General features: G+C 53.0%; 3 protein-coding genes. 2 read left to right on the forward strand and 1 reads right to left on the reverse strand.

The genetic code is table 11. From position 1 onward, the window contains the following. A partial coding sequence (locus tag IH971_11120; GenBank protein MCH7498379.1) for a metallophosphoesterase family protein occupies window positions 1-789 on the reverse strand: 789 nt, incomplete at its 3' end. Window positions 790-1,292: 503 nt separating this feature from the next. Here IH971_11120 and IH971_11125 point away from each other — a divergent pair. Together IH971_11125 and IH971_11130 are read left to right on the forward strand one after the other, a co-directional pair. After that, the gene (locus tag IH971_11125; protein ID MCH7498380.1) at window positions 1,293-2,168 is read left to right on the forward strand and encodes a hypothetical protein; all 876 of its coding nucleotides are present in this window, start codon (window positions 1,293-1,295) and stop codon (window positions 2,166-2,168) included. Between the two features lie 875 nt (window positions 2,169-3,043). Beyond that, the coding region (locus IH971_11130; GenBank protein MCH7498381.1) for an aconitate hydratase at window positions 3,044-3,300 on the forward strand (257 nt) is incomplete at its 3' end.

Raw genomic sequence — 3,300 nt, forward strand, 5'->3', positions numbered from 1 at the left:
CCAGGCATACTGGGTAGTGGTAGGATCAAATTTGACCGCCTGTCCCTGCTGAGCGGCGGTGAGGTCCAAACTAATAAAGTGCGTTCTGCCGTAATCAAAAGAGTAGAAAAACTCTGAACTATCCGGATTGTTATGCGGCAGAAAAAAGTTTGCAATATAAGGGGCCCCATCTTCCGTTTCGATATCATGATTGCCCGGTGACGGGAAAAAAGCGGTATGCTTGATGATATCTTCATAGGGAGCGAAATGTCTTGGATCCATATTCTGCCATTCTCCACTGTCGTAAACAATATCTCCGGTAAGTATCGCAAGATCAAAATCGAGCAGCAGGATCCTATCCCGCAGGGCAAACTGCGGGTCCTGTCCACCCGTTCCACTCTCTCCGCCCATATCGCCAAATATCATGAAATCAAAGGAGGGGTTTAAAGTATCGTTATTGGTGTGAAAAGTCTCCACCGCAGACAACGTATCGCCACCGCTTAATACCTGGTAAAAATAGGTCGTTTTGGGTTCCAGACCCGTTATTTCAACACCATGAAGGAAACCCGTCTTTGCAATATCAGGAAGGATCACCAAGTCCGTTTCGGCCGCACTTAAACCGAGACTTGAGGTCAAACCATATTCTACTACGCCGTCCGTTGAATCCTGCGTTCCCCACGCAATCAGAACCGAATTCACGCTGGGTTTCGAAATATATGGATAGCGGGTTAACGTAGCACCCCGGTTGAATGCTTCCGAAGGGAAAATGAATAGAAGTAGCGCAATTTGAATGGTCTTCAGAAGTTTCATAACGTCTCTCTTACTTATGTAAGTACTGCACAATACGTCGGAATATTCGTTACACTGCATAAGTCCATACTATGTAGAGCTGCATTCATGTAATCGGGTTTGGACTCAACTATAAATTAAGATGCAGGCCCCGAATTACCAACTGTTCGGCGGCAGAGTAACGCGCACCAACCGTACGTTTTTGCTCCGGGCCACAGACTGGCGACATTAAGTTCGTCAGCATCCTGAGGGGCCATCGCATCCGCTAGCCGACGGGGATCTACACCCGCTTTCCGTCCACTCGGCCGGCTGAGGACTTCCCGGACCTAACGGCCTACTTGAGTGAGCATTCAATAGTGAGGGCTGAGAGGTTGGGGATTGGGGCAATGACCGGTAGGATCCACCAGCGGATGATGCCCCCTTGGTCCTCATGGGGCTTTTGCTATTCCGCCACCTTCCACCCTACATTCGGCTGGTCCACTGAATCACAACCAGGTACGCAGTTGCAGAAGCGTTCGAATCCGATGTCCGAAATGGGTAGGCGTATATTTTCATGGGTGGTCTTGCCCCTGGTTCTCCTGGCATGGTCAGCCTGTGGGCCGGTGGCGAAAGAACAGGCCCAGCTCGTCACCCCCGAACCGGTGCCCCTCCTGCGCGCACATGCCCACAATGACTTCCAGCACTCCCGGCCGTTGCACGACGCGCTCCACCGGGGTTTCACCAGCGTTGAAGCCGACATCTACCTCGTGGATGGTGAGCTGCTGGTGGCCCATTATCGGGTCGACGTGCAGCCGGATCGGACCCTGGCAGCACTTTATCTCACGCCATTACGTGAGCGCATTCAACAACATGGCGGGCAGGTCTACCGGGGAGGGCCGCAGTTTTGGTTGCTGATCGACATCAAATCGGGGGCTGAGGTGACCTATGCAGCCCTGCGCAAGGAGCTGCAACAGTATGCCGACATCCTGGACACCTACGGCCCAGCTGGTGGGCAGCAAGGCCCGGTGGCTGTCATCATCTCTGGTAACCGCCCTCGAGAGACGATGGAGAACGAAGATTTCCGTTACGCGGCTTACGATGGCAGGCTTGAGGACCTGGGCTCCGGCGCCCCGGCGGATTTTATCCCGCTCATCAGCGACAAGTGGACCGTCTTCTTCACCTGGACGGGTGCGGGGCCCATGCCGGCGGATGAGCGTGAGCAGCTGGCAAGCATCGTCGCTCAGGCCCATGGGGGTGGGAGGCGTGTGCGCTTCTGGGCCACGCCCGATAACCCCGGCGCCGCCCGCGACTCGATTTGGCACGCGCTGCTGGCCGCCGGAGTTGACCTGATCAACACGGACGATCTGGAGGGACTGCAACGCTTCTTGCTCGATAATAATCTTAACTCGCCGAACGAGTGATGGGGATGCCGGTAAGCGATAAATAGGGGTCCGTTTCAAGTCATTGTGTTATCATTCGGATGAGCGGGACCCAGCGCAATGATCCGAATGCGATGAGAACTAATGGCAATAGTGACAAGAACTTAAGGGTTGGGCGTTTGTGATTCACAGTCGATCCGCCGCATGGCAAAGTTGACCGTCCTGACCTTACCATTTACCTTACCCCCAATGCTCGCCGCGAAATTTCCCCCAGCTTTCAAGCGATAAATGATACGCTGAGGAAAGTCGTGCTTGAGGTTCTCAAAGACGACCTCATCTTCAGATTGCCGCACCATGAGCAAGGTTGCCTCGGCCTGTCGCAAACGTATTGAGTGATGCGTATCCTGTGGTCTAAGTCCATCTACTTCGAAGTTTGAAGGGCATTTGCAACCCTTGGGTTATGAGCCCGGAGAATGATTAATAAAAACACCAGCTTAGAATGCTACTGTGCCCTGGCTGTGCCTCACTGCTTAAATAGTTGGTATCTGCCAACCTGACAGAAAGCCCCACGGGTCAGAGATCTGTGGGGCTTTTCATTGGGCAGCTCAATAAGCATTAGATTTCCAGTCCCTGTATTGATCTTCGGTAAATGACACTTTTGGGGCAGGAAAATAGGGCAAGTATTTGCCCAATGGTGACCAGTCCTGACCTATTTGGAGGATGATGAGAGGTGATCAACTGAAACGGTTCAAGCCAAGGACGCTTCGGATGAGGCGTAAACGAAACCTTGGAAACTAGAAATGTGTCTGTTAGTTTTAGACCCAAGTAGCTTACATTGCTTTGTCGACGTACACTTGAGCCGTCTCTGAAGTCGGCGGCAGCGATCAATACGAAATTGCGATTAGATTAGGGGAACCATGAGCTCAAGAAACGTGGCACAGAAGCTGATCGAGGGTCATCTGCTGGATGGGCGTATGGAGCCTGGCGAGGAAATCGCGCTCCGCATCGACCAAACGCTCACGCAGGACGCTACGGGAACCATGGTCATGCTGGAGCTGGAGGCGATGGGTTTGGAGCGCGCCCAGACCGAGGTCTCGGTTCAGTACATCGACCACAATCTGCTGCAGACCGATTTCAAGAACGCCGACGATCATGTATTTCTTCACAGTGCGTG

This window comes from Candidatus Neomarinimicrobiota bacterium, assembly GCA_022560655.1.
Taxonomy (GTDB): Bacteria; Fidelibacterota; Marinisomatia; order SCGC-AAA003-L08; family TS1B11; genus JADFSS01.